Annotated in this window: 19 protein-coding genes; 10 read left to right on the forward strand and 9 right to left on the reverse strand. The window is 42.6% G+C overall.

All coding sequences use genetic code 11. The features are described from left to right. Positions 1 to 13: 13 nt before the first annotated feature. The 5 genes from BMX56_RS14550 to BMX56_RS14570 form a co-directional block, all read right to left on the reverse strand. On the reverse strand, positions 14 to 4,153 hold the full coding sequence (locus BMX56_RS14550) for a hybrid sensor histidine kinase/response regulator (protein WP_177183819.1): 4,140 nt from the start codon (positions 4,151 to 4,153) through the stop codon (positions 14 to 16). A 322-nt stretch (positions 4,154 to 4,475) separates the two neighbouring features. Beyond that, positions 4,476 to 5,696: a glycosyl hydrolase family 8 gene (locus BMX56_RS14555; protein WP_090649193.1), complete on the reverse strand. Its 1,221-nt coding sequence runs from the start codon at positions 5,694 to 5,696 to the stop codon at positions 4,476 to 4,478. A gap of 191 nt (positions 5,697 to 5,887) precedes the next feature. After that, entirely contained in the window at positions 5,888 to 7,453 is a 1,566-nt protein-coding gene (locus BMX56_RS14560) for an ArnT family glycosyltransferase (RefSeq protein ID WP_090649196.1), read from the reverse strand. Positions 7,454 to 7,632: 179 nt separating this feature from the next. Further along, positions 7,633 to 8,940, reverse strand: coding sequence for a UDP-N-acetylglucosamine 1-carboxyvinyltransferase (murA, locus tag BMX56_RS14565; protein WP_090649199.1), 1,308 nt, complete (start codon positions 8,938 to 8,940; stop codon positions 7,633 to 7,635). A gap of 499 nt (positions 8,941 to 9,439) precedes the next feature. Beyond that, entirely contained in the window at positions 9,440 to 10,189 is a 750-nt protein-coding gene (locus tag BMX56_RS14570) for a DUF4290 domain-containing protein (RefSeq protein ID WP_090649202.1), read from the reverse strand. A 335-nt stretch (positions 10,190 to 10,524) separates the two neighbouring features. Between BMX56_RS14570 and BMX56_RS14575 the strand changes: the two genes are divergently transcribed. The 6 genes from BMX56_RS14575 (at position 10,525) to BMX56_RS14600 (ending at position 18,296) form a co-directional block, all read left to right on the forward strand. Further along, positions 10,525 to 11,634, forward strand: a complete 1,110-nt coding sequence (locus BMX56_RS14575) for a mandelate racemase/muconate lactonizing enzyme family protein (protein WP_090649205.1) — start codon at positions 10,525 to 10,527, stop codon at positions 11,632 to 11,634. 273 nt (positions 11,635 to 11,907) lie between these two features. Beyond that, positions 11,908 to 12,366 carry a GNAT family N-acetyltransferase gene (locus tag BMX56_RS14580; RefSeq protein ID WP_090649208.1) on the forward strand — a complete coding sequence of 153 codons (459 nt, stop codon included), beginning with the start codon at positions 11,908 to 11,910 and terminating at the stop codon, positions 12,364 to 12,366. Between the two features lie 416 nt (positions 12,367 to 12,782). Beyond that, positions 12,783 to 14,525: a sensor histidine kinase gene (locus BMX56_RS14585; protein WP_177183820.1), complete on the forward strand. Its 1,743-nt coding sequence runs from the start codon at positions 12,783 to 12,785 to the stop codon at positions 14,523 to 14,525. Then, complete coding sequence (locus tag BMX56_RS14590; protein WP_090649214.1) at positions 14,522 to 15,280, forward strand: LytR/AlgR family response regulator transcription factor; 759 nt, start codon at positions 14,522 to 14,524, stop codon at positions 15,278 to 15,280. The genes BMX56_RS14585 and BMX56_RS14590 overlap by 4 nt, the downstream gene beginning before the upstream one ends. 13 nt (positions 15,281 to 15,293) lie before the next feature. Further along, entirely contained in the window at positions 15,294 to 16,820 is a 1,527-nt protein-coding gene (locus BMX56_RS14595) for a TlpA family protein disulfide reductase (protein WP_090649216.1), read from the forward strand. A 453-nt stretch (positions 16,821 to 17,273) separates the two neighbouring features. Then, on the forward strand, positions 17,274 to 18,296 hold the full coding sequence (locus BMX56_RS14600) for an LLM class flavin-dependent oxidoreductase (protein ID WP_090649219.1): 1,023 nt from the start codon (positions 17,274 to 17,276) through the stop codon (positions 18,294 to 18,296). 110 nt (positions 18,297 to 18,406) lie between these two features. Here the strand turns inward: BMX56_RS14600 and BMX56_RS14605 are convergent, their stop codons facing one another. The 3 genes from BMX56_RS14605 to BMX56_RS14610 are packed head-to-tail and all read right to left on the reverse strand — an operon-like array spanning position 18,407 to position 19,591. Beyond that, positions 18,407 to 18,970, reverse strand: a complete 564-nt coding sequence (locus BMX56_RS14605) for a hypothetical protein (protein WP_143065448.1) — start codon at positions 18,968 to 18,970, stop codon at positions 18,407 to 18,409. A 10-nt stretch (positions 18,971 to 18,980) separates the two neighbouring features. Continuing rightward, entirely contained in the window at positions 18,981 to 19,190 is a 210-nt protein-coding gene (locus BMX56_RS30185) for a hypothetical protein (protein ID WP_177183798.1), read from the reverse strand. 11 nt (positions 19,191 to 19,201) lie between these two features. Beyond that, complete coding sequence (locus BMX56_RS14610; protein ID WP_218152419.1) at positions 19,202 to 19,591, reverse strand: SMI1/KNR4 family protein; 390 nt, start codon at positions 19,589 to 19,591, stop codon at positions 19,202 to 19,204. 168 nt (positions 19,592 to 19,759) lie between these two features. On the opposite strand from BMX56_RS14610, the gene BMX56_RS14615 reads away from it, so the two are divergent. Together BMX56_RS14615 and BMX56_RS14620 are read left to right on the forward strand one after the other, a co-directional pair. Then, complete coding sequence (locus BMX56_RS14615; protein ID WP_090649224.1) at positions 19,760 to 20,404, forward strand: hypothetical protein; 645 nt, start codon at positions 19,760 to 19,762, stop codon at positions 20,402 to 20,404. Between the two features lie 185 nt (positions 20,405 to 20,589). Further along, positions 20,590 to 21,609 carry an LLM class flavin-dependent oxidoreductase gene (locus BMX56_RS14620; RefSeq protein WP_090649227.1) on the forward strand — a complete coding sequence of 340 codons (1,020 nt, stop codon included), beginning with the start codon at positions 20,590 to 20,592 and terminating at the stop codon, positions 21,607 to 21,609. Between the two features lie 223 nt (positions 21,610 to 21,832). On the opposite strand, the gene BMX56_RS14625 is transcribed toward BMX56_RS14620, so the two are convergent. Then, positions 21,833 to 22,234, reverse strand: coding sequence for a protease inhibitor I42 family protein (locus tag BMX56_RS14625; protein WP_090649230.1), 402 nt, complete (start codon positions 22,232 to 22,234; stop codon positions 21,833 to 21,835). Between the two features lie 337 nt (positions 22,235 to 22,571). Here BMX56_RS14625 and BMX56_RS14630 point away from each other — a divergent pair, with 337 nt between their 5' ends. After that, positions 22,572 to 23,312, forward strand: coding sequence for a hypothetical protein (locus tag BMX56_RS14630; RefSeq protein ID WP_090649234.1), 741 nt, complete (start codon positions 22,572 to 22,574; stop codon positions 23,310 to 23,312). Position 23,313: 1 nt separating this feature from the next. Further along, a complete protein-coding gene (locus BMX56_RS14635; protein ID WP_090649237.1) occupies positions 23,314 to 26,085 on the forward strand; it encodes a TonB-dependent receptor in 2,772 nt (923 codons plus the stop codon). The last annotated feature ends 48 nt before the right edge of the window (positions 26,086 to 26,133 follow it).

Consider the following 26,133-nt stretch of genomic DNA (forward strand, 5'->3'; position numbering starts at 1 on the left):
TCAGGAGTGGCTTTTACCTTTTGTTTTTATTGTAAGCGTCTATCAAGACAGCCAATAAAAGTTCGATGTTGATAGGTTTAGATAAATATCCATCCATTCCGACTTTAAAACAATTGTCTTTATCCTCGCTAAGCGCATTGGCGGTAAGCGCAATTATAATGGGTTTGGCGCCATATTTTTTCCTGATAAGCTTTGTGGCTTCAAGTCCGTCGATATTAGGCATTTGGATATCCATTAAAATGATTTCGTAGTGCTCTTGTGCTATCATTTGTAACACTTGCCGGCCATCATTTGCCAAATGAGGCTGGTAGCCCAGTTTGTTTAATACGCGGATGATGAGCTTTTGATTCATTAAGTTGTCTTCGGCGACAAGCATTCTGAAGGGGTAATCCAACGCGAACTTTTCTGATAACAAACTCGTTTTCTTTTCGGCGCCGGCTACTGCTTCATTTTTTAACACTGCTTCAACAATGTTATAAAAATGCTGTTGCTTAACTGGTTTTGCAAGTACAGATGTAAACAGGTGTGGGTAATTTTTTTTGCTGTCGTTGCCAATGGAGCTCAATAATATTATCGGGCTTAAAACACTTAATGCTTTTATACGGTTAGCCAGGGTTATACCATCCATATCGGGCATTTGCATATCGGTTATAACCACGTCGATATTCTTGGTATCTGATAATACTGATAATGCATCTTGTCCGGAGGATACGGCTGTTACATCAATTTTCCATTTTTCGAGGAGCGTTTTTAATATCCTTAAATTTGTTTCATTATCATCAACAACCAACATTTTTTTTCCTTCAGCTATCTTACCATCTGGCAATGTTGTAGCCTGGGATAATTGAATACCTTTTTTACAGTTAATGCTAAAGGTAAAGGTACTCCCTATCCCTTTTTTACTTTGAACGGTGATTTGACCGCCCATTAATTTGGTCAAACGCTCACTTATAACCAGGCCAAGCCCGCTACCACCATATTTGCGTGTTACTGATGAGTCTATTTGGTTAAATGCTTTAAATAAATTGCCAATCTGGTCTTCAGAAATTCCGATTCCGGTGTCTCTTATTCCTAACATTAGTTGTAAAGTATCGTTATCAGATACTGTTGAGGTTACATACACAAATACTTCGCCTTTGTGGGTAAATTTTATTGCGTTGCCAACCAGGTTTATCAAAATTTGCCGCAAGCGCAAACCATCGGCAAAAATATCGGGCGGTACCCCGTCGTCAATTTGATAAATCAGGTCGATTCCGGCCCTTGCAGTTTTTGATGCAAACAAGTCAAATACATCTTCAATACATTTTCTAAGATTAAAGTTGTGTGGATCGAGCTGCAGGTTGCCCGATTCGATTTTCGAGAAATCGAGGATATCGTTAATAACAGTTAATAGCGATTCGCCGCTGTTTAATATGGCTTCGGTATATTCCCTTTGTTCGGAATCCAACCGCGTATCTGAAAGTAACGAGGCCATGCCCAATACACCATTCATTGGGGTACGGATTTCATGACTCATGGTGGCCAGGAAAGTACTTTTGGCCATATTGGCCTTCTCAGCCTCTTCACGGGCTTTTTGTTCCTTTTCACGTTGGTCAATTAATTCTTCCGACTGCGATTGCAGTTCTGCTGATTGAGCCTGGTATTGTTCGGCCTGCACCTGTAACTCTTCGTTTAAGGTTTTTAAATCGCTGGTTTGTTTACTTATCTGTGCAGTACGCTCATCAACTAATTTTTCGAGCTCGTGTTTTTTTGCATTAAAAAAATTAACTCTTAGCTTATACGCAATGTAAACCCCTCCCAAAATAAGTATAGTTGCCATTGTGCGGAACCACCATGTTTTCCAGAATGGAGGCACAATTATTACCTTAACTGTGGTTGGAGTATCGTTCCATACGCCATCGTTATTGGATGCTTTAACTAAAAAAGTATAGGTTCCAGGGTCAAGATTGGTATAAGTAACGGTATGCTTATTTCCAATATATCGCCATTCGGGATCAAATCCTTCCAGTTTGTAGGCATATTTATTTTCCTGCGAAATTGTATAATCAAGTGCCGCGAATTCAAAAGTGAATACTGACTGAAAATACTCGAGTTTGATTTGACCGGCCGAAAAGCTGTTTTGTTTCAAAGCGGGGTTTGATACAGGTAAGCGAGCGGGCTTGTTAAATAAATTAAAGCCGGTTATCCGTACAACAGGAACATTATTATTAAAACTTAGTTTAGTCGGGTCAATTATATTAAAACCATTTATGCTGCCAACAGCAATGCGGCCATCGGCCAGCCTGGCCCCGCTCGACAAACCAAACTCCATGCTTTTGATCCCATTATGTTCGCCAAAATTTCTGAAAGTTTTTGTAGCCGGATCAAACCGTGTAATACCCTTTAAGGTAGTAATCCACAAAAATCCCTTGCTATCGGCAGTTATGTAATTTACTGTATTGTTTATCAGTCCGTTATCTTCAGTGTACGCAGTTATTTTCTTTGTTTTAAAATCATAGCAATTCAAACCGCCTTCCATAGTACCTATCCACATGTGTTCGTTATCTTCATAAAAATAACTTATTACATTACTGGTAAGCTTGCTGTTTTCAATGTTCAGCCTTGAAAACCTGCTGGTGGCCGGGTCATAGATACTTATTCCGTTTGAATAACCTCCTACCCAAATATGGCCATCATGGCTTTCGTACAGCGCTTGTATCGAGTTGTCGGCTATCGAGTTTGGATCTTTGGGGTTATTAATCCATTTTTTTATTGTTTTGGTTTTTGCATCATAGGTATTTACGCCTCCCTGATAAGTGCCCATCCAAATGTTGCCGCTACGATCCTCAAGTAAAGTATAAACGGCGGTGCTGTTGATATCGGTTGGCTTATTTCCCATTGTAAAATGGTTGAATAGCTTCGATTTAAGATCGTAGCGGTCAACTCCATTGCTATAGGTGCCTATCCATAGGGCATCCTTTGCTTTGGTCATTAAAATACACGAGGTGTAGTTACTTACCAGGCTGTTTTTTGCCGAACTATCATGGAAGTAGGTAATGCCGGTACCAGTTGCCGGGTTGAAGTATACCAAACCTGCGTCTGTGGCTAAGTAAAGCTTGCCCTTACTATCGGGTACTAAACCCCTGATGATATTTTTTGCCGATGGCGCATTAGTGGGTGAGGATTTAAAAGAGGGGAAAACATTAAGATTTTTGTCGTACTTTAAAACACCATCACTTGAAGTGCCTATCCATAATGTATGTTGCTGATCGGCAAAAAGAGCGTAGATGCCATCATTTGGCATATTTTCGTTTTCGGGAGACGGCTGATTTATAGGTATAAAAGCTTTTTTATCAACATTTAACAGTTGTAATGTAGTATTGGTGCCAACCCAAAGTTTTCCCGCTTTATTGGCCGACAAACTATAAATGGGATTATTGCCGGTAGCGCTGTAGCGATCGGCCTCGTTAGCATAGCGGTTAAATGTCAGGCTGCTCCTGTTAACTAAGTTCAGGCCATTGTTTGTTCCTATCCAAACGTTGTGGTATTCGTCTTCGGCAATGGCATTTATTGAATTATTGCTGATGCTTTTGCTGTTTTTAGGATTGTGTGTAAACCGTTTAAAATTTCCTCTTTTTTCGTTGTATAAATTCAGGCCATTATCTGTGCCAACCCACAACCGGTGGTAACCATCCTCGCAAATGGAATACACAGACGCGCTGCTAAGGCTATTGGTATCTTTGGGGTTATGAATAAAGCGTTTAAAGCTGTTTTTGCCATTTGCAAGCAGATTTAAACCGCTATCGGTACCTATCCAAAGGTTGTTTTTAGCGTCATTAAAAAGACTGATGATATTATTATTGCTTAATGCCGACAGTTTTTTAGGGTCGGCTTTAAAATTTACGAATTCATCTTTTTCCCTATCGTATTTACTAAGCCCACCCATGCGGGTACCAACCCAGATATTACCTTTTTTATCTTCGCAAATAGTTAAAATATTGTTGGCTTGTAAACTTTTGCTGTTTCTTGACTGATGTTTATACACGGTAAACTGATACCCATCAAACTTGTTAAGACCATCCTGGGTACCAAACCACATAAAGCCATAACTATCTTTTAATATGCTTGATATCGAATTTTGTGAGATACTGTTTGAGCTGTTAACCCGGCTCATTTTTAAACCGATGTCCTGTGAAAAAGCATTGCTGTTTAGCAAGAGCAGCAAGAACAGGAGAAATGTTAACAGGGGTTTATTGAACATTATACAGGGGTATTCAGCACGTGGTTTATACGCTAATTTTCATTCAAATGTTTAATGGCTTAAATTAAGGTAAAATTTTTATAATTGAGGCAGACAGTATACATGAAACATCAGTTTAATGTTAACCATGGATAAATGATAAATTATTGATTATTAGATGTTTGTATGATGTTTTGCCTGAAATGTGTTAAGTTATGTTAACCCAATTTACATGCGTTTGCCCTGAGGCAAATAGCTAAACCTTCCAGTAATTGCCGCTGAGTATGATCATATTTAACATTTTAATGCTGTTATCATAATAGTCATAATCTTTCAGCTTAAAATGAAGCAGGTAATCCCACGTATGGTTTAGCCATTGCTGGTTTTTAGAATCTGTCATGGCCGAAACAGCAAAAGGCGCTATAAAGCTCAATGCTTCAAAATGGCGGGTGGGCAGGTCGTTACCAGCTAATGTGTAGCCTGCAGATATGTTATCAGGATTATCGCTGCTTGTCGACCGGATCCACCGGTTAATTTTGCCGGTTATTACTTTCGCCCTTTCATCGCCATATAATAAATAGTCGGCGGCTATGCGCCAGGGTACCCGGCAGGCATTATAATTATAACAGCCATCATACTTCGATTCCAGGTACATAGGCCTGGCCGGACGCGGGCTTTTGTTTACCTGCTGTATAAAGTCGGGCACAAGGCCTGCATCCGGGCTGTATTTTTGCTGCAGGCGGGCGAAAAGGCGATAGGTGTTATCAATTACTTTATCCCAGCGTACATCGCCTGTAGCGGCCTTAAAAGCTTTAAAATGCGATGGCATAAAATCTGAAGTACGGGTATCAAAATAATCATCGCTATCGGTTTCAACATCATTGCCAAGCAGGATGGTAAACTGCTGCCGGTTAATTTCATATTTCATGATATCGGCAATCAGCAATTTAGCTGCTTTTAAATAATTAACATTACCACGGCTACCCCATTGCTTATCGGCCAGTAATAATGAATAAGCGATGTCCATATCTCCATCTGTTGCCGAAGAATGATCGGTGTTATTGCCCTTTTTATCCTGCGCCCATGCCATCAGGTATTGCCCTTTGCGCGCAGGATGCAATTTATAATATCGGAACAGCGCGTCATACACTGTTTTTGCAGAAGCGTCGGCGCCGGCCATCAGGGCTGCGATAATCATGCCATAGCCTTGTCCTTCGGATACGCATTGTTTGTTGCCCGGCCTTTCAAACCAGATGTAACTTTGGCTTTTATCCGCAGCCTGTTTTACATAGCGGCTTTTCCATTGCCAATAAAAAGTGAGGACGCTATTATCAAGGTTTTGCTGATTGATGTGATTGGGCAGGATGGAACCTTTTGTATAAATTGTATGCTGGGGAAAAGGCTTCGATACATGCTGCGCGCTTAAACTATGGCAGGTAAGCAGTGTAAGCAATAAAGTAATTCCCTTTTTTAGCATGGTTTTTTATTATATAAGAAAAGCCATTCAATGCAATATTTACCTATTTTAACGCAAAGGGTGCAGATTGTTGTTGGGTGAATGGCATAGATGTCAGAATGCCCGCTGTTAGATCTGCAGAAAATCATCGAAATTTCTACCTTTCGCCTTTGACCTTTATCCTTTCGCCTAAATGTCTTTCGCCTAAATAACTACTCCATCCTCTTCCGGATCAACTCCTTACGGTACCTTTCCTTCAGCGGGAACTTGATATCTGTAAGCAGGTAAATACCGGTGCCTTTTTCGCGGGCAAGATAATATTCCACTTCGCCGATTTTTTTGTAGGAGCCTATCATGTTGCCGGCTACAAACTGCCGAATGTTTTCGCCGCCGCTGTCATCCACATAAATCATGTATTTACAACTTAGCGTATCCGGGGCCCACAGGGTAAAACTACTGTTAAGGGATACTACATCGGGGTAGTTGTATTGTTTGCGGTAGTGATGCAATGCGCCGGCCTCGCCGTAGTTGTCGGCGTATACAATGGTTTGTTTCTGTTGTTCAGGCGTAAGGCTGTTGTAAGCGACACCAACTTTTTTGGCCATTTCGTCCCAGCCCAGCATGTCGGCATAATCTTGCGTTGTAGCGTGCAACTTTTGATCTTCCCAGGTCATTGCAAACCTAAAGGGGGGCAGGTTTTTGCCGGTGAACCTGAAAAAAGCCAGCGTTTGTTGCAACGGTAAAATGGGTAGTACCAAAGGAAGTAACAGCATATTAGGGATGGTAAAGCAGGCAATAGTTAAAGTACGCAAAGCGTAACCACTTGTTTTTAACCATCGTTCAAACCCAAAGCCTCCTGCGGCAAACAACATAGGATAGGCCCCAAACAGGTAATAGTTTTTACCGTCCATTTCGAGTAAAAAAATGAATATCAGTACGTAAGCGATAGCTAGAAACTGGAAATTGCGCAGCTTGAACGAAAAGATTAAAAACACAAACCCCGTGAACCAAACAAATAAAGCGATGCCATGAACTGTAAGTTGCTGTTTAATAAAGTCGCCGGTGGTAATATAATCAAGTTGTTCCTCGCGGAGTGCTTTCATATGAGTTATCACCGGGAAATGGTGCGTTACCTGCCATATAAAGTTAGGCAAAAATATGAGCATGGCTAAAGCCATTGCGCCCAATATGTGCTTGTTAAATAATAGCTTACGCTGTTTGCTAATGAGGATGCCCACTATAAGGGCGATGGTGAAAAACAACATGGTATACTTGGTAAGCATGCCAAAACCAACTGCCATGCCCAACCAGTATAAATATCTTACATCGGTTGTATTAAGGTACTTAATAAACAGCCAGACTGTTAAAACCCACCAAAACTGATCAAACACTACCGGCTGAAAAAGGTAATCGCTTGCAGCAAAGGCCGGCGAAAATATCAGGGCAAGGCAGGCCAGGGTAATGGCAAACCTGCGGCCCCCAAATTCAACTACAATACGGCCTGTAAACCAGATAATGAGCCCTGCAAATACGGTGGGGAAAAGGCGTGCGGCAAAAACCGAATTGCCAAATAAGGTGATGGTTAGCTTGGCCAGCAGCGCGATAAATGGCGGTACTTCCTTATAACCCCAATCCAAATGATCGGCCAGTACAAGATGTAAAAACTCGTCGCGGTGAAAGCCGAAATGCCCAATGGCAAACAGATTTAAAACGACCTTTATAAATACAAAAATCAATATGAAATAAACGTACGTCGACTTCCGGTTTCTGTAGGGCATGTTTTAGGTAGCTTAAGGCTGAATGCAGCAAGCTGAAGGCCTGATGCTGGAGGGTAAAGATAATTCTTTACCGGTAAAAAGCAAAAGGGGGCAAGGGGAGGTAAAAGGAGAAAGGTTAAAGGCGAAAGGTGGGAAACTCTTTGCGGCTACCTTTAACCTTTCGCCTTTTACTTTTTACCTCATATCCGGGTTATATCGGCCCCTAAGGCTTTTAAGCGAGTATCAATGTGCTGATAACCACGCTCAATTTGTTCAATATTGTAAATGGTTGATTTGCCTTGTGCCGATAATGCCGCTATCAGCAGGGAAACCCCGGCACGAATATCAGGCGAGGTCATGCTGATGCCGCGTAATTGTACTTGTTTATCTAAACCGATAACTGTAGCCCGGTGCGGATCGCAAAGGATGATCTGGGCGCCCATATCCAATAGTTTATCTACGAAGAACAAACGGCTCTCGAACATCTTCTGGTGGATTAAAACCGACCCTTTGGCTTGTATTGCCACTACTAATACAATACTCAGCAGATCTGGAGTGAAGCCGGGCCATGGGGCATCGGCAATGGTCATGATAGAACCGTCGATGAAGGTTTCAATTTCATAATGATCCTGTGCAGGAATGTAAATATCGTCACCACGTAACTCTAACTTGATTCCCAGGCGTTTAAATACATCCGGGATCATGCCTAACTCTTTGTAATGCACATCTTTAATAGTGATCTCGGACCCTGTCATGGCAGCAAGGCCGATGAATGAACCAATCTCGATCATATCCGGCAGCAAGCGGTGTTCGGTGCCGCCTAATTTGGTAACACCCTCGATGGTAAGCAGGTTTGAGCCTATGCCGCTGATTTTTGCACCCATGCGGTTAAGCATTTTGCAAAGCTGCTGCAGGTATGGTTCGCAGGCAGCGTTGTAAATGGTGGTGGTACCTTTGGCAAGCACGGCAGTCATCACAATGTTGGCGGTGCCGGTTACAGATGCCTCATCCAGAAGGATATAGGTGCCTTGCAGGTTGGATGCATCTACATTAAAAAAACCATCCTCGGGGTTATAATCAAAGCGGGCACCAAGCTTCTCGAAGCCCAGAAAGTGCGTATCCAGCCTCCTGCGGCCTATTTTGTCGCCGCCGGGTTTGGGGATGGATGCCTTGCCGAAACGCGCCAGCAGCGGCCCCACAATCATGATAGAGCCCCTTAAGCCACCACCCTTGGTTTTAAAAGCCTCCGACTGGAAAAAATCCTGGTCGATGTCTTTGGCTATAAAGGTATAAGTTGACTCGTCTGTTTTTTCGGTGATAACACCCATATCGCCCAGTAGCTCAATGAGTTTGTTAACATCCTTAATGTCAGGTATGTTGCTGATGGTAACTTTTTCTTCGGTAAGCAGTACCGCCGAAATTACCTGTAGTGCTTCGTTTTTGGCCCCTTGAGGGGTAATTTCACCTTTTAGCGGTTTGCCGCCGTTTATCACAAATGCGTTAGTCATGGGTGTTTATAATTGATAGGTCAAATGCTTCAAATGTTGTGAACACCCGAAAGTGTTAAATGTGTTTTTATATCCGGCAAAGATTATAATTTTTCCTGATTGTTCGTTCATTAGTTCAGTTTGTTCATTAGTTCACTGGTTCATTAGTTCATTGGTCTTGCGTGGCGGTTTTAAGGGTTTTGCTGGTGCATGACTTTTTAAATAAGCCTTTTTACGTATAAGAATGCAATAAATGATCAAAAAGGTGATAGAAAAGGGCAATTTTGGTCAAGAAATATCCAGAAAAATTCAAAGAAAATTCAAGTTTTTTTAGTTTAAAAAGTCGGCAAAACAAACAACCCCGTTCTCTATCAAAGAACGGGGTTGCAGTATTTATCGTAATAATTTACCGGTGTATCAACCGCCGATTGTAAAAATCATCCTCACCAAAAAATCCATTAGACAAGACCAATGAACTAATGAACTAATAAACCAACCGGAACTAATAAATCAACCAGGACTAATATTTTTTAGCTCCCTGGTTACGGTTACGGTTGTTTTGGTTATTGTTGCGCGGGCCGTTGTTGTTTTGGTTATTGTTAGCACGGCCGCCACCGCCACCACGGTTGTTGTTATTGTTGTTTTGCTGGTTGTTACGGCCACGGCTGTTATTGTTGTTGTTTTGCTGGTTGTTGTTTGGCCTAAACTCAACGCGGTTAAGGTTAACGTTTTCATCCAGTTTTAAGGTGCCGCCAGATAAGGCGTATAAATCGGCAATAATGCTTTCGTCGGTAACAGAATCTTTGTTCCATTGTACGTAGGCCATTTTCATGAAATTGGCTATAGCCTGTACCATGTGGCGTTTGCGCTCGGGCTCATCAATTGCCTTGGCCTTTTCAATCATCAGCTCAATGGTTTTGCCATAGTGCTTGTATTTAATACGCTGGTGGGGGTAACGCAGTGGTTGCGGCTTCAGGTGGATAGCCTCGGGCGTTGGTTTGGGGTAGGGGGCATCCACATCAATCTGGTAGTCAGATATAATGTGCAGGTGATCCCATAGCTTGTGTTTAAAATCGGCCACATCGCGCAGGTGCGGGTTTAAAAAACCCATCAGGTCAATTACTACCTGTGCGTAGCGGTTACGTTCTTCTTTAGTGGGTAGTGCAACTATGTACTTAACCATGTTTTGTACGTTGCGGCCATATTCCGACAGGATTAGTTTATTCCTGGTTGAATTATAGTCAAATATAGGCGTGTTTTCTTGTGCCATGCAATTAATAATGTTTTAAGAAAGTTTTAAGTTAGCCATGCGTCTTTTCCCTGTGTAACAAGGGCCCAGGAGGCTAAAATTGAATTGTATTTGAATAGTAGTAACGCAAATATAACATTATAGTTATATAATGTGCAAATAAAAAAAAGAGCCGATGCCTCACGTATCAATTACATGCATTAGAAAAATATGTAATTTGCGGCAACATAACCCGCCTGTCATGCTGAGGAACGAAGCATCTGTTAACCACCAAGCATGGCCAACATGCAAAGTTTGGGAATAGATGCTTCGTTCCTCAGCATGACAGGGAGGGCAGAGAAACGAATACCGTATCCATGCAAAACAAACTACTCATTACTCACATCGATGTTTATCGTTTTAGCATCCCCATGGAGCCGTTCACTATTGCCACCGGCACGATGGACCATGCTCAAAATGTGTTTATCCGGGTGCATACTGATGCCGGGTTTTACGGGGTGGGCGAGTGCTCGGCCTTCCCGATGATTGTGGGCGAAACGCAGGATACCTGCCTGGTGATGGCTAAAGATTTTGCCCGGCTGTGGATTGGTAAAGATGCGCTTGATATACCCGCACGCATGCAGCAGCTTCACGCCGCCGCCGCAGGCAATACCACCATTAAAAGCGCCTTTGACATTGCCCTGCACGATTTAGCTGCCAAAAATGCCGGCTTGCCATTATACCGGTTTTTAGGCGGCGAAAAACGCATTGTGGAATCAGATATCACCATTGGCATTGATAGCCCGCCAACTATGGCCATGAAGGCGTTGTACTTTAAAGCCTCGGGGGCAAATATTTTGAAGGTAAAACTGGGCAAAAATGCAGATGCTGATGTGGAACGGGTTAAACAGATCCGCGAAGCGGTTGGCCCCGAAATGCTCATCCGCATTGATGCCAACCAGGGCTGGAGCTTTGACGATGCCGTTTTTGCCCTGCAGGCGATGGGCGAGTACAACGTTGAATTTTGCGAACAGCCCATGCGCACCTGGTACGATGACCGCCTGCCTGAACTGATGCAGCTATCGCCCGTAAAAATTATGGCCGACGAAAGCGTATACAACCACCACGATGCCCGCAAACAGATCAACAGTGGTAGTTGCCACTATATCAATATCAAAATGGCCAAATCGGGCGGACTGCTGGAGGCTAAAGCCATCCACGACGAAGCCGCATCCAAAGGCATAACCTGCATGATGGGCGGGATGCTGGAAAGCCGCATAGCCCTGAGCGCCAAACTGCATTTTGTATACGCCAGCCCCAACATCAGATTTTATGATATGGACACTTGCATGCTGGGCCACCTGGTTGACCCCTGCATTGGCGGCGTTACTTATGATGGCTATAAACTGAATATTGATAATGCCATAGGCATTGGTGCCGATGCGGATGAGGAATTTTTGAAAGGGTGTGAACATTTTAGGGTGTAGATGATTTTTTCGCGCAAAGACGCAAAGAAAGAAGAACCCTGAAAAAAAATCGTTATGGCGTGCAACGAAATATAGTTAAACCAATGTATTAAACTACCGTCATTGCGAGGTACGAAGCAATCCCGAACTATGTGGGACTTAGCATGTCGGGGATTGCTTCGTGCCTCGCAATGACGGATATTTGATATTGACAGTCTGTAACTTACAAGTACTTCATTATAAGGCACGAAGCGATCCCGAACTATATAAATACATTAACCAACCGTCCCACCCATGCTCATCCGCCCCGCTACCCTCACCGATATCCCGGCCCTGCTGCAATTTGAGCAGGGCGTTATCACTGCCGAGCGCCCCTTCGATCCAACCCTGGTGCCCGGCGCTATCAAATATTACGACCTGGAAATGTTTATCACTTCGCCCGATGTGGAACTTTTAGTGGCCGAATTGGACGGCCAACTGGTGGGTAGCGGCTACGCCCGTATTAAACAAAGCGAAAAGGTTTATTTTGACTTTGAGCAATTTGCCTACCTTGGTTTTATGTACGTTTTGCCGCAACACAGGGGCAAAGGCATCAATAAACTCATTATCGACAGGTTAAAAGAATGGGCCAAAGCACAAGGCCTTCAAGAACTGCGTCTGCAGGTTTATGCTGATAACGAAGGCGCTGTACGGGCTTATGAAAAAGTGGGATTTGAGAAGCATATGGTGGAGATGCGAATGGGGTTGGAGTGAGGTAGCGCTGTTCGAAGTCTCTGACTTCGAACGTCTATGCCTGTAGTTTGCAACTACAGTAACCGCATCTTATATTTATCAACAAAAAATATCATGTTTAAAAAAGGCTACGTTATCCGCGATTAGCAAGTATGACATTTACAGTTGTGGGTTGGATAGACTGATTCATCCGGCAGCAATACCACGATTTGGTAATTGAGTCGTTAAAATATTATCAGCAAAAAAAAGGCTGCACCTTCATGCATATGTAATTATGAGCAACCATGTTCATTTAATAGCATCTGTTGATGAAGGTCTTACTTGAAGTGAATTCGTCCATACCACCCAATTCAAAATAACTCCTGCCATATTCAAATCAGCGTATCTTAACCAGGGTTTAAAAGCTTTACTTTGTTGCATAAAATCAAATGGAGCTGATGCGCAGTATCATCATATTTATATTTTGTGCTTTCCTGGGGCTTTGCTGCCAGGCGCAAAAGCCGGTAATGTACCTGGATAGTATCAACCCGGTCATCCGGTACGATAGCCATGGCGATTCTATCCGGAAGTATTTTTCCCTGACATTTTTTAACTACCAAAGCTTTCACCCTAAAAATAAAAAAGTGCTGCTTACTGCATTTTACTCCAATAAACTGGCGGTAAACTATCGGCAGGCTGTACAAAAAATACCCCGGTTAAAGGAATACGACAACTCCCGGTCGCAATCATATATCCAAATGGTTGATGGTTATGCGGGCAGATATGCCATCCCTATTTTTGATTCGTCGGGAATAGTTATAACGGTTAATGGTATCAACCCGCAAAATGTAAACCAATTTCAATTCAGGGTTATAGAGGATAAGCAGAAAGTGGTATTACCTTGGACAAAGCCAAAGTTGTTTTGCAAAGCCTACCTGATGACTCAAATTGCCGAAATTGGTAAGATTGATGAGCTATCTGCATATTTAGGCCAATTTAAAGAGGCCTATGGCAAAGCGCTTACCTTCCAGGTACGCAGGATTAATACGCCCGACAGTATTGAATCTTCGATCTCGGCGTATTGGGTAAAATGGCAGCCAAGAGTTGTGGGTGTGTTTACGTTTGCGCAACTGCCCGATTTTTTAAGTCTTTTTAAAAAGCAGTGGACAAGCCCGCTGGAAGACCCAAGCCAAAGCGATTGGAGTAAGGACACTGTTTTGTTGAAGTTGAGAAAAGACTTCCGGCACAACGAAAATAACCTGATTTTTTATTTGGATGATATTATTAAGTCGCGAAGTATTATTGAATATAACCTGGTGAACGGAAAAGACAGCACCGGCTGGACGGTTAATGATTTTGATTTTAACTTAGTGTGGCTCAAAAATCTCTCGCCCGGGCATTATCAGTTAAAAATACGTTATAGCGTACAGCGCAATAATATTTGCACCTATGCATTTACTGTAACAGCAGCCTGGTATCAAACGGTATGGGCAAAAGCAGCCTTAAGTATGCTTGTTGTGTTTGCCGTCGGGTTTGTACTGCTACTCTGGCGATCAAGGAAGCAGACAGCAAAGCTTAAAGCAGAAAGTACCTTAAAGCAATTGGTACAAACCGAGCTCAGGTCCATCCGGTCGCAATTTAACCCGCATTTTGTGTTTAATGCCCTTAGCTCCATACAAGGGCTTATCACCAAAAACGATTCGCAAAACGCGTCGAAATATTTAATTGAGTTTAGCAATCTAATGCGCGATTCACTGAAAGCCAGTGACAAGGAATTTGTAAACATTTTTACCGAAATAAAGATATTGGAAAACTACCTGGCACTCGAAAAACTACGGTTTGGCTTCGATTATCAAATTAAAGTGAGCAGAGAAATAGATGCCAGCGCCATTGAAATGCCCGCTTTATTTTTACAACCCCTGGTAGAGAATGCGGTAAAGCATGGTATATCGGCCCTGCAGGAAAACGGGCAACTGATTGTGCTGTTTGAGAAATTGGATAACGACATGGTAGTTACTGTAAATGATAATGGCAAAGGCTTTAACCCCAATGATAACGCTAACGGCTTTGGCCTTCAGCTAACCAAAGAGCGCATAAAATTGTTGAACCAGACATTGAACGGGCAGCACATAGAGTTTTTGGTAAAACGGACGGATAATGTAACCCAGGTTATTATCCATTTTAAAAATTGGCTAATATGATACGAGCGGTAATTATAGACGACGAAAAAAACAATATCGAAAATATTGTGCACCTGTTAAAAAAGAATGAGCTGCCGGTAACAGTTGTGGGCACAGCCACCAATGCCGATGACGGGGTTAGTTTGATTACAGCAAGCAATCCCGATTTGTTGTTCTTAGATATCCAGATGCCGGATAAGAATGGCTTTGAAGTGCTTAAAGCTTTGCCACATCAACAGTTTGAAGTTGTTTTTGTTACCGCGTTTGACAATTACGGGATACAGGCCGTTAAATTTTCGGCTATAGATTATTTGCTGAAGCCGATAGATCCGGAAGAATTAAAAGCATCGGTAAGCAAAGTGGAGGCTAAACTGATGCAAAAGAAGGCTAACCTGCAGCTTGAAAACTTAATGGAATTTATAAAAGATAAGGACGCGAAAAAGGATCACAAATTGGCCCTGTCTTCAACTAAAGAGATCAGGTTTGTGCACACCGGGGATATCATCCGTTGCGAATCATCAAATGCTTACACCCAGTTCTTTTTATCAGACGGAACAAGTATCATGGTATCAAAACCAATTTTTGAATATGACGAATTATTAAGCAGCTACGATTTTATCAGGTGCCATCAATCGCACCTGGTGAATATAAAGTTTATCAAAAGTTTGCTCAAGGAAGATTCGGGCTATTTATTAATGGACGATAATACCCGCATCCCCATCTCCAGGAACAAAAAAGAGAACGTAATAAAACGCTTACACACTATAAAAAAATAAAAAAAATCATATCATGAAAAACCTATTACTGGCAGCATTAGTGTTCTGCAGCAGCTACTTAAGTGCCCAAAATTTACCAGCTATTGCCATCGAGGATAAAAAAATGGACGCCTATCTGATGAACAGGAAGCCCGCAACATTAACCGTGCAAATAAAAAACCTGCCCGATAGCGTTAAAAAAATAAATATCAAATATACCCTTGTACAACTCGGCGGAAGCATGCAGGCAACTAAATATGCAGAAACAGATGCCACCGGCCAGGTAAAAATAATTCTTGATGAGAATTTGCCTTACCAACAAATTTGGTTAGACGCAGGTAACTACTTATATACAGGGATATATGTGGATAAAGGGCTTACTGTTACAGTAGACACGCGGAAAGTACCTAAAGATGGCGCGTATATGATAGGCGAGGGGATTACCTTTTCTGGTTACGACGGCGAATTAAATACCGTAATGAACAAAAAAGTGTTGTTTAAAAAGAAAGAAAGGGAGCGTTTGGTTAATGATCTGCGGGCCGTATGTAACTGGAGAAAAAAATACACTGCAGATGCCTTCACTTTTAAAACCGATTCTGTTTTAAGGCTATTGAAAAGTATAGATAGCGAATTCATCAGCGGTTACCCTAAATATGGATGGGCTGTTAACAATGAAACCTTGTCGGAGTTTTACGGTGAAATTTGCATCGCCTATTGGAATGACACCATACCCGGCCAGCTTATTAAGCAGATAAACGCGCACCAGCCAATATTTACAAGTAACGATGGTGTGATGTTTTACAAATACCTGGGCATTTATACAATGGCCAAAAAGCGCTTTAAAAAAGAATCGGCGCTCAACAGTATCATGATGCTATGTGATAGTTTATATACGCAGCAGCGATCAGATCTTTTAAAACTATTTCTTTTAGAATCGGAGAAAGATAATTATGCCCGCACTTACCCCATGATCATCAGCAGTATCAAAACAGCCTGGTGCAAAAAAATCGCTGCAGATGAAATGATTAAGGTTGATGATAACCAAAAGAGAATAGATAGCGTTTTAGCTTTATCAACAAAGTTAGAAAAGGCGGATATTGGTACCCCCTTAATTCGGTTACCTTTTGATGCCAGCTTATACCAGTTAGATACTATAGCAAATATCGATAGCTTTATATTAAATTTAAAGGCAAAATTCCCCAACAAAGCTCTTATTATTGATTTTTGGGCAACCTGGTGCGCCCCCTGCATAGCCGACATGCCGTTCAGCAAAAGTTTGCACCAAAAAAATAAAGATCTGCCTGTTGAATACATTTATCTATGTACCACCAGTAGCTCAAGTATTGATATATGGAAAAACAGAATAGGAGAGATGCAAATACCCGGTACGCATATTTACGTGAATGATAAAATCATCGCCAGGCTAAAAACTGTGCTTAATGCGGAAGGGGGATTCCCAACTTATGTGGTTATTGACGTTAATGGCAAAGTAAACAAGTCAAAAATTACCAGGATGGAGGCTTTAGACAGGGAAAGTTTAAAAAAGACTGTAGGACTTTAGCAGAATGCAGGCTGAAAACGCTGTATAAATTTTAGCCGCACCGTCTTATTTCGACCACTTTAGCGCAAGTGTTGTGTGGTTGCATGGGGGAGAATCACTTATGAATTTTTTTAATAACACACTTATAGAACAGGCCCGCCACCCCATTTAGTGCAAATGTTGTGCTACTGCATGCGCGGGGATCACTTGTGATTTTTGCAAACCAATCACATCGTAAGCACAGGTCCGCCATTGCATAACCCATAACACAAGAGCTGCGCTGAAAAGAGGGCAGGTCAGCCAATGTCCAAGCCACGACACAAGACCTATGCTAAAATGACACCACAGCAACGCTGATCTGCCACAACCAATGCCATAATATCTAACCTCACAAACCAAATCATTATTACCAACCCGTGACCTCCGTCCACCACCCGTTTACTTACATTTGCAGGTAAATTATCGAATTTAATGATGAAGAAAATAGGATTTTTATCATTCGGGCATTGGTCCAACCATCCCGCGTACCAGGCCCGTACTGCCAGTGATACCTTGCTGCAGTCGATTGATCTGGCTGTTGCCGCGGAAGAAATTGGTTTGGATGGGGCTTATTTCCGGGTTCATCATTTTGCGCGGCAGTTGGCATCGCCATTCCCGCTACTTTCGGCTATTGGGGCAAAAACCAGCAAGATTGAGATTGGGACGGGTGTTATCGATATGCGTTATGAAAACCCCATGTATATGGTAGAAGATGCCGGCGCTGCCGACCTGATTTCGGGCGGGCGTTTGCAATTGGGCATCAGCCGGGGTTCGCCAGAGCAGGTGATTGAGGGCTGGCGTTATTTTGGTTACGAGCCTGCTGCCGGGGAAAACGATGCTGATATGGGACGAAAAAAGGCCCTGGATTTTTTAGATAAGTTAAAAGGAGAGGGGTTTGCCCAGCCTAACCCTTACCCGATGTTCCCGAATCCGCCCGGCTTGTTACGGCTGGAACCGCATTCGGAAGGGCTACGGGAACGCATCTGGTGGGGAGCTGCATCTAATGCAACCGCGGTTTGGGCTGCCGAAAACGGCATGCACCTGCAAAGTTCGACCCTGAAATATGACGAAAGCGGCAAGCCTTTCCACATCCAGCAGGCAGAACAGATCAGGCTATATAAAGAAGCCTGGAAAAACGCCGGGCACCAGCGCGAAGCGAGGGTATCGGTAAGCCGCTCCATTTTTGCACTGGTAACCGAGCAGGACAAGCTTTACTTTGGCCAGCAGGGAAAAGGGGCCGACAGCTTTGGTTACATCGAAGCTGATAAACGGGCGGTCTTCGGCAAAAGTTATGCAGCCGAACCCGATCAGCTCATCAAAGAACTGGCCCAGGACGAAGCGATACAGGAAGCGGATACCTTGCTGCTTACTATACCGAACACTTTGGGCGTTGATTACAATGTTCATGTGTTATCGGCCATTTTGGAGCATGTTGCCCCGGCATTGGGTTGGCGATGAATAAGCTTAATACGCCGCCGTTGGTGCCTCCGGAACGAACAGCGGGGTAGTTCGTTTTATTCCAAACTTTAAACAAATACAAGGTAGCATTTTTGTTTTTGCCTGATCAATTACCTGATATAAATCACGCCTGGCTTGCCGGCCACGGGCGGCGGCGGTACAAAACCTTTGCGCGAGCCGGGCTCAAGCGTCCAGATGTTGATTACATCGGGGACTGATTTGTTTTGCTGTTGCTTTTTAATCACGTCCAACTGGCAAATGGACGATACGGCTACCGCCAGGTTCATGTCGTCAACATAAAAGCCATCTACAGCAAACCTAACGTCTTCTTTTATATCCAGCCAATCTTTAATTTCTTTAAACGACCGCGTTTTTATTTCAATTCCTTTTTTAAGGTTTATGAATAAAATTCCATCTTTAGAAAGGTTCCTGAACTGCGGCGGAATATTTTCCGTGCCCTTAAAAACGTTGATGGCCTCAATATCATTAGGGTTAATGTTTAGGCCGCTGCCAATAATTTGGTTATTTATTACATACAAGGGTATTCGTTGCCTTGCATCTGGTAAGTGCCGGTAAACTGTATCGGCTTGTGCCTTAACAAGCACAGTACTAAAGCAAAGCAGTATAAATCCAAGTCCTTTTTTAAATGTCAGGTGGTCAAGTTTCATCATCATAAAATTGAATTTAATACAGGATGCAGTTATGCCTTAATTTCCATAAAAATACTTTGATCAAATAATTTATCAGCGCGCTAACCCCGGTAAGCCCGTCGTGTTCCCAAAATGGCGTTTTTACATCTTCTTCATAAAATCCAAAACCTAAAGGAAGTAACTTTCTAAATTTAAATATGGCTCTTCGCCAGGGATCCAGTTTGCGAATTTCCAGTACTGCCATTTGCTATTAGCTCACTTCGGCGGAATCAGGAAAAAATATTGTTCATCATTCAAACCGCCAATTACTATGGCTCTGTTTAATTGCTCACCCGCATTAGCTAATATGCCCTTATTCCACACCTCCAATAAAAAGGCGTCTACATATTTCAGGTAATTGATTTTGTCTATTGTTTCAAATGTTGGCTCTGTAACATCGCGCGGTGTGAAAAATCCATTTGTGATTGATAGAAATCTTTTATAATCGTCGGGTAATTTAATTCCTAATCTACTTTCTGCTGCAAGTATTGCTTCGTTAGAAGCAGCTGTTGTTCCTAACCAATTTGACTTTATTTGTTCATCAGTAAATGTTGTTCTATTCAGTCGAATTGCCAATTTCGAGATTTGCTGGAGGATAGTTTTCATTAAAAATTAAGGGCTATAAGATTTCCGGTACGGAAAGATACAGAATCTTTCGAAGATGACTTAACAGCACCTTTCATAAACCCTTTTCTTCTCCTATAAAAAGGAGTTTTTTACCCTGCCGGATAAAATGGCGACACGCTATTTTGCAACAACTTAAAACATCAGATCATGACAACATCAACAATTAAATTATTGCCTGACCCACCGGCCCCTAATGGGATTAATGACTTTCCGCTTCCGCCACCGGCAAAAGTAATATTGAAAGTACCCCTGCCCGATCAAACCATAGTTATCAAAGAAATCCAGATGGTGGGCTTTAAAATTATCTGGGAAAAACGGCTTACCAACCAGCAATTGGAATTCAAGCAACAATGGGTACGTGTAAACAGTTGCACCATTACGCCTGATACACCTTTTTCGCAGGAAGACTCGGTAAGCATTGGCGTAGCGCTAAGTGTTGGCGCCCGTGAGGAGTTTTCGGCCTCGCTTGGTTTAAAAGTGGCATCGTTTATAGATATAGGCGCAAAACTGACCCTGGAGCTTTCGGCAGAAGTGACACTTGCTGAAGTGGTTACTAAAAAGAAAACCTTCAATGCCAAAACGCAGGTGCCGCGGGCATCCTTTATGTGGTGGCAGCTCAAAAGTACCTATACAGTTACCGGACATCGTAATGTGGTTATAAAAATAGATGGAAATGAGCAGATTGCTGAAAATGTCGACTTTTCAAATCCGCTGGTGTGCGATGAGGACGTTAGTATGAGTACTCAATTCCCTGCTTCGGTAAAAGCAGACTTTACGGTTTCCGACATCTAACATGCCCCCGTACGGTTAAATATGAGGTAAACTATAAAAGCCTTTGGTTGAAAGATCAAAGGCTTTTATAGTTAAAAACTTATGTCATAAATCAGACACTTAATACCTATCGCTCATTTGTTTAAAAACAAATTACTTACGACCTTTGAATTGAATGTTGTAACATTTAATTCAAAGGTAATATAATGGAAATAGGAATAGATAGCTTTGCTTCGGCGATGTACGGCAGTAACGAGTTGAGCGGCGTTGATGCGATGGAGCAACTGCTTAACCGCATTGCTTTTGCTGATGAAGTGGGTTTGGACGTTTTTGGGATTGGCGAACATCATAAAAAGGAGTTCCTGGATTCGGCCACTGCGGTGATCCTGGCCGCTGCTGCCACGCGCACCAAACGGATTAGGCTTACAAGCGCGGTAACTGTACTAAGTGCTGCAGACCCGGTGCGTGTGTACCAGAGCTTTGCCACGCTTGACCTGATCTCGAAAGGCCGCGCCGAAATGGTGGTTGGCCGCGGGTCGTCTATTGAGGCCTATCCTTTGTTCGGTTTCAGCCTGAACGACTATGATGCGTTATTTAAGGAGAAATTGGATTTGCTGCTTAAAGTTAGGGATAGTGAATTTGTTACCTGGTCGGGCAGGTTCCGTGCTCCCTTGGCCGATCTGCCGGTTTATCCCAGGGCTTTACAACCAAAGTTGCCGGTATGGTTGGGCGTGGGTGGTACCCCAGAGTCGTTTGCACGTGCCGGTACGCTGGGGCTGCCCTTGATGGTAGCCGTAATTGGTGGCGAAACGCACAGGTTCAGGCCCCTGGTTGATCATTACCGCGAGGCCGGCCGTCGGGCAGGTTTCAGCCCTGAGCAATTAAAAGTGGGCCTGCATTCGCCAGGTTATGTGGCAGCAACCAACGAGGAAGCGATTGCCGACTATTACCCCGGCTATGCAGAGCTTTGGACTAAGCTGGGCCGCGAACGCGGATGGCCGCCGGTAACCAAAGCGCAATTTGATAGCCTGGCAGCGCCAAAAGGTGTTTTAGTATTAGGCGGTCCGGAACAGGTAGCCGAAAAGCTGCTGCGCCATAGCGAAGCATTGGGGGGAGTAGATCGGTTTACCTTCCAAATGGATAATGCCGGGTTAACGCATGTGCAGTTAATGAATTCTATCGAACTGATTGGCAAAAAGGTTATCCCGCTGGTTAATGGCGATTAGCTGAATTGCAATACACCCGTAACAGGTAATTGAAAATACCCGCATGAGGGATATGTTAGGTTAAGAAAATAGAAGGGCGAATAATATCGAACACTGAATTTCGAATTTCCAACACCGAAGTTTTTCTTCATTATTCGATATTGGGACATTCGGTGTTCGATATGAAGCCATCCTTAATTCCTTAACTTAATTGGGATACCAGCCAACATTGTTTTGATGATTTTTATTTTACGACGATCTGGTTAGTAAACATTGATATAGTCTCGGTACTGGCACGGTGGGCGGTTACTTCGAGCGTAGTTGTGCCGCTTCCTTTTGCGGTAAACGTCCAGATATCCTTACCAAAATCGCCTATTAGGCCTGGGTGTACACCTACATGTTCCTGATGGCTCACCAATGTTAATACCGAAGCGTTGTACTGTGGCGTGTTAAACTGGTAACCGCCATCGCCGGGGTTGCCTAAGGTTAACGAAATGGTTTGCCCTATGGAAACCGAGGCTTTGCTGCCTGCATCGGCCGTAGTTAGTTGCTTAACAATACCTTTATCTCCCATGTTTTTATCCTTATGGCAAGCCATTATAGCCATACAAGCTATGATACATGTAAAGTTGTAAATTAATTTCATGATAAGTTTAGTTTGTTAGTTTATAAATGTAAGCACATTATATTAATAACCATTATATATCATATATACGTTGTTACGATACTAAACGCTACAGTCAATACCTATTAAGAACAAAAATTAAGCTTGAAAATACCAGCTGCAGACCCGGACAAAACAAACAGACGGTATTTTTTTCGACCCTTGGTTGCATAACTAATAAAAACGTTAAGTATCGAATTGTTAATATGATATTAAATACTGTAACAAATTTATTATATTACACTTAAGCAGCTGTCAAATTAATAAAAATTTGGTTTTACGGTTAAAAATGGTTTAATTACTGAATAAATATTAACCGATGCCTGTCCATTATCCAACTAAAATAATACTTTGTTTTGTTGTTGCCCTGTTGTATAAAACCGTATCTGCACAATCTTCAGATAGTTCGGCTTATGAGGCCGCGCTAACCAATACAACAAACCGGTTTTACCAGGGCGTCGGTGAGCAATCCCGGTTGTATAACGGCCTGGTTTATGACTCTTATGACTCATCTATTAAAGGTAGCCCTTACCTTGATGATATTGATGCCTGGCGGCCAGGCTCGGTTGAATATGATGGGCAAAACTTTGAAAATGTATCTATGATCTATGACCTGTACACCGATCAACTGGTGGTACTGCTGTACAATCACGCTTCGCCAATTGCTTTAATAGCCGATAAAGTTTCCGATTTTGATTTACACCAACGGCATTTTGTTAGGGTGCCTAATAGTAATGGCGGCATAAAGGCCGGTTTTTACGAACAGCTTTATGGCGGCAAATCGCAAGTAATAAAAAGGACCGAAAAATTGCTCAAATCTACATCGGGCAGCAACGGCAGGGAGCGGTTTTTTGTGCCCTTTAAGGAGGCGCCCGATTATTACATCAAAAAAGGGTCTGTTTATCATAAAGTGAGCAACCAAAGTTCGGTACTCGACCTGTTTGCCGACAAGAAGAAGGAACTTAAGCAATATATAAAAGACAAGCACTTACAGTTTGTTGACCTGCCCGAACTGGCGCTGACTTCAGTAACGGCTTATTATGATAGTATAACCCAATAATATGAAAAAATTTTACCTGGCTATTATTCTTTTATTGGCGGTTAAACTATTGCATGCACAGGTTACTTCAAAAAGCATCAGTGTTAATTTTCAACAGGCCGATATTGATCAGTTTGCCGGCGACCTTGAGGCCAAAACAGGTTACCGGTTTTATTACGACCGTACCCAGTTTGATAGCTTGAAAATAACGCTGCAGGTAAATAACCAGCCGCTGGAAGCGGTGCTTAGGCAGGCTTTTCATAACTCTGCCTTTCAATATGCTATAGTTTCATCAAAAATGCAGGTTTTTTTAACGCTTGGCAAAGAGATCCGTACGCAACCGGCCGAAGGTTATTTTAATGTAAAACCGGGGCAAAGTAAGCCGGTTACGCCATCGCCTGTAATTGATTTTACAACGGCGCCCGTTAAAAAAACGGTAATTGAATCAACCATCGAAAACAAACTGTATGAGATTGGTATAAAAAGCAACGAGTTAAAACCCGGCAAAGCAGCTTTATCAGGCTATGTAAAAAGTGCCAAATCGGGCGTGCCTATTGCAGGCGCAAGTATTTATGTAAGCAATACCAGCATTGGGGTTACAACAGACCAGTTTGGTTATTTTACGCTGGCGCTGCCGCGCGGCAAACAATTGCTGATAGTTAAAGGGATAGGGATGAAAGATGCGCGCCGACAAATTATGCTTTATACCGATGGTCAATTGAATATTGAACTTCAGGACCAGGTTACCACGTTAAAAGAAGTAAAAATATCGGCAGATAAAGTGGCTAATGTACGCAGTACCGAAATGGCTGTAAGCAGGCTGGATATTAAAAGTATAAAACAGGTGCCCGCTGTTTTTGGCGAGGCCGATGTTTTGCGCATTGTATTAACCTTGCCCGGTGTACAAACTGTTGGCGAAGCCACAACCGGGTTTAACGTAAGAGGGGGAGCTGCAGATCAAAACCTGATACTGCTTGATGATAAAACGATTTATAACCCCGCCCATTTTTTTGGTTTCTTCTCGGCCTTTAACCCCGATATTGTAAAAGGGATTGAGTTGTACAAAAGTACCATCCCCGAAAAATTTGGCGGGCGTTTATCATCGGTATTGGAAGTTACCGACCGTGAGGGCAATAAAAAGAACTTTACAGGTTCGGCAGGTATAGGCCTGCTTACCAGCAGGCTTAATGTTGAAGGGCCTATTGTGAAGGATAAAACGTCGTTCATTTTTGGCGGCCGTACCAGCTATTCAGATTGGTTACTAAAATTATTGCCGGCGGAGTACAAACACAGCCATGCATCGTTTTATGATTTTAACCTCGATTTAAGTCACCAGGTTAATAAGGATAATAACATTTATATTACTACCTATTTAAGCAACGACAATTTCAGGTTAAACAGCGATACCACTTATAACTACAGCAACAAGAACGCCAACATTAAATGGAAGCATAATTTTAGCAGTAAGTTATACAGCTTGTTAAGCGTTGGTTACGATGGCTATAAATATGATATTGCCAGTACAGCAAACCCTGTTAATGCCTACAAACTTAAATTTGGTATTAATCAAACCAATTTTAAAGCTGATTTTACCTACTACCTTAACCGCAACAATACCCTTAATTTTGGTTTAAGTTCTATTTATTATAAGCTAAACCCGGGGAGCGAAACGCCCAATAGTTCATCCTCGTTAATAATACCCGATAAGGTAGCGGATGAGCAGGCCCTGGAAAGCGCCTTATACCTGGGCGATAAAATAGACATTACGCCCGATTTTACCATTAGTGCAGGTGTCAGGTATTCGCTGTTTAACTACCTTGGCGCGCAAACTGCACGTAATTATGCGCCCGGATTACCGCGTACCCCGCAGAACGTTGTTGATAGCACCAACTATGGCGGCGGCAAAGTAATAAAAACTTATTCCCGACCCGAAATAAGGGTTTCTGCCCGTTACAATATCCAGGATGATTTGTCGTTAAAGGCCAGTTATAATACGCTTGCGCAGTATATTCACCAGCTTTCAAACACCACCGCTATATCGCCAATTGATATTTACAAGCTAAGCGACCCCAACATCAAACCACAGTATGGCAGCCAGGTATCTTTTGGTATATTTAAAAACGCGCAACAAAACACCATCGAAACTTCGGTAGAGGTTTATTACAAACACATCGATAATTACCTGGATTATAAAAGCGGGGCAAAACTGGTAATGAGCCATGCCATTGAGCAGGAAGTTTTAAATACCCAGGGCAAGGCCTACGGTGTTGAGTTATCTGTTCGTAAAACTACCGGCAAGTTAAACGGCTGGGTTAATTATACTTACTCGCGCACATTTTTAAAGCAGGACGATGCCATTGCAGGCCAGCTGATAAACGGCGGGGCATACTACCCGGCAAATTACGATAAACCGCACAGCTTTAATTTTACCGGTAATTACCGAATAACCCACAGGTATAGCGTTTCGCTGGATGTTACCTATAGCACCGGCAGGCCTATCACGTTGCCCATTGCCAAATATTATTCAAACGGCGCCGAGCGTGTATTTTATTCCGGACGAAACGAATACAGGATACCGGACTATTTCAGGTCCGATTTTTCTATCAATATAGATGGTAACCATAAAATACACCAAACCTTCCATAATTCATGGACGGTAGGGGTGTACAATTTAACAGGAAGGCAAAATGCATATTCAACATTTTTTCAGCAACAGGGCGGGGTAATTAACTCGTACCAGCTATCCATTTTTGCCAGGCCGATACCGTTTATAAATTATAATATAAGGTTTTAATGTTGATGAGAAGGACAAATGACAGCGAGGTTGATTTATTTAACAATG

Origin of the sequence: Mucilaginibacter sp. OK283 (assembly GCF_900110415.1) — a bacterium.
GTDB lineage: Bacteria > Bacteroidota > Bacteroidia > Sphingobacteriales > Sphingobacteriaceae > Mucilaginibacter.

Bases quoted from the DNA above. Each gene is read 5' to 3' on its own strand.
- BMX56_RS14550 (WP_177183819.1), bottom strand. From the start codon at position 4,153: ATGAGCCGGGTTAACAGCTCAAACAGTATCTCACAAAATTCGATATCA.
- BMX56_RS14555 (WP_090649193.1), bottom strand. From the start codon at position 5,696: ATGCTAAAAAAGGGAATTACTTTATTGCTTACACTGCTTACCTGCCAT.
- BMX56_RS14560 (WP_090649196.1), bottom strand. From the start codon at position 7,453: ATGCCCTACAGAAACCGGAAGTCGACGTACGTTTATTTCATATTGATT.
- murA (WP_090649199.1), bottom strand. From the start codon at position 8,940: ATGACTAACGCATTTGTGATAAACGGCGGCAAACCGCTAAAAGGTGAA.
- BMX56_RS14570 (WP_090649202.1), bottom strand. From the start codon at position 10,189: ATGGCACAAGAAAACACGCCTATATTTGACTATAATTCAACCAGGAAT.
- BMX56_RS14575 (WP_090649205.1), top strand. From the start codon at position 10,525: ATGCAAAACAAACTACTCATTACTCACATCGATGTTTATCGTTTTAGC.
- BMX56_RS14580 (WP_090649208.1), top strand. From the start codon at position 11,908: ATGCTCATCCGCCCCGCTACCCTCACCGATATCCCGGCCCTGCTGCAA.
- BMX56_RS14585 (WP_177183820.1), top strand. From the start codon at position 12,783: ATGCGCAGTATCATCATATTTATATTTTGTGCTTTCCTGGGGCTTTGC.
- BMX56_RS14590 (WP_090649214.1), top strand. From the start codon at position 14,522: ATGATACGAGCGGTAATTATAGACGACGAAAAAAACAATATCGAAAAT.
- BMX56_RS14595 (WP_090649216.1), top strand. From the start codon at position 15,294: ATGAAAAACCTATTACTGGCAGCATTAGTGTTCTGCAGCAGCTACTTA.
- BMX56_RS14600 (WP_090649219.1), top strand. From the start codon at position 17,274: ATGAAGAAAATAGGATTTTTATCATTCGGGCATTGGTCCAACCATCCC.
- BMX56_RS14605 (WP_143065448.1), bottom strand. From the start codon at position 18,970: ATGATGATGAAACTTGACCACCTGACATTTAAAAAAGGACTTGGATTT.
- BMX56_RS30185 (WP_177183798.1), bottom strand. From the start codon at position 19,190: ATGGCAGTACTGGAAATTCGCAAACTGGATCCCTGGCGAAGAGCCATA.
- BMX56_RS14610 (WP_218152419.1), bottom strand. From the start codon at position 19,591: ATGAAAACTATCCTCCAGCAAATCTCGAAATTGGCAATTCGACTGAAT.
- BMX56_RS14615 (WP_090649224.1), top strand. From the start codon at position 19,760: ATGACAACATCAACAATTAAATTATTGCCTGACCCACCGGCCCCTAAT.
- BMX56_RS14620 (WP_090649227.1), top strand. From the start codon at position 20,590: ATGGAAATAGGAATAGATAGCTTTGCTTCGGCGATGTACGGCAGTAAC.
- BMX56_RS14625 (WP_090649230.1), bottom strand. From the start codon at position 22,234: ATGAAATTAATTTACAACTTTACATGTATCATAGCTTGTATGGCTATA.
- BMX56_RS14630 (WP_090649234.1), top strand. From the start codon at position 22,572: ATGCCTGTCCATTATCCAACTAAAATAATACTTTGTTTTGTTGTTGCC.
- BMX56_RS14635 (WP_090649237.1), top strand. From the start codon at position 23,314: ATGAAAAAATTTTACCTGGCTATTATTCTTTTATTGGCGGTTAAACTA.